This window comes from Sporosarcina sp. Y352 (assembly GCF_056786535.1).
This window is the reverse complement of record NZ_JBXCJE010000042.1, coordinates 1-728: the sequence shown is the minus strand read 5'-3', so window position 1 is coordinate 728 and position 728 is coordinate 1. Positions and strand designations below refer to the sequence as shown.

Sequence of the window (728 nt, the reverse complement as noted above, 5' to 3'; positions counted from 1 at the left end):
TTAAAATAACTCCTTGTAACATATCAGCTACCCCTATTGAAATCAGTACAACTATGAATATCCCAATAATTTTCTTCATTTTTCTTCCTCCTATTTATTAAACTTACTGAATATGTATGCAAAAAGTTTAACAATTCTATTATACACTATTTCCTACACTTTAAAAATTCGGCTTATTGAACTAACCTGCCCCGTTAGTTGAAGAAGAGATGGAGAAATTTTTTCCCTCATAAGATTTAATAGACATCTGCATAAGCTACTTTCAATTGTTCTCTTAATTGCTTGTTTTCCTTTTCCAACTTCTTATTTTTCCTTTTCAGTGATGCAATAAAGGAATCATTGTTGTTTTCATTCACTTCTCGTTTTACCTGTTTCGGTGTAGGTACTCTCGTAGAGTTTCAATTCTCCAACGGAAGCCCCTGGTATTATCGAGCGTTGCTTTTGATACATCAGCCTATCCTTTAATTAGTTTAGTCTATTTAAACGTAACAATAACTCTCTTTTTTTATATCAAAATATCCATCTTTTTCTCGCGCTTTATTAGGAAATAAATAATAATGATGCTTACGATAACCATGCTGCTGAAAGAAACAGGGGCTAACCACTTAGGATTCCCAATGTGTATCATATCCGGCAATAATCGATTCAGGCCGAAGATCAAGAAACCGACAACAAATGGGATTTGGATTCCAATTAATGAAACCATATTGGGAACTACATTTGAAAAA

Annotated in this window: 1 pseudogene; it reads right to left on the bottom strand. The window is 33.1% G+C overall.

The features are described 5' to 3' along the window. Window positions 1-236 precede the first annotated feature (236 nt). A pseudogene (locus tag AC1TO6_RS21130) lies at window positions 237-454 on the bottom strand (DUF6262 family protein); the annotation flags it as partial. Between the last annotated feature and the right edge of the window lie 274 nt (window positions 455-728).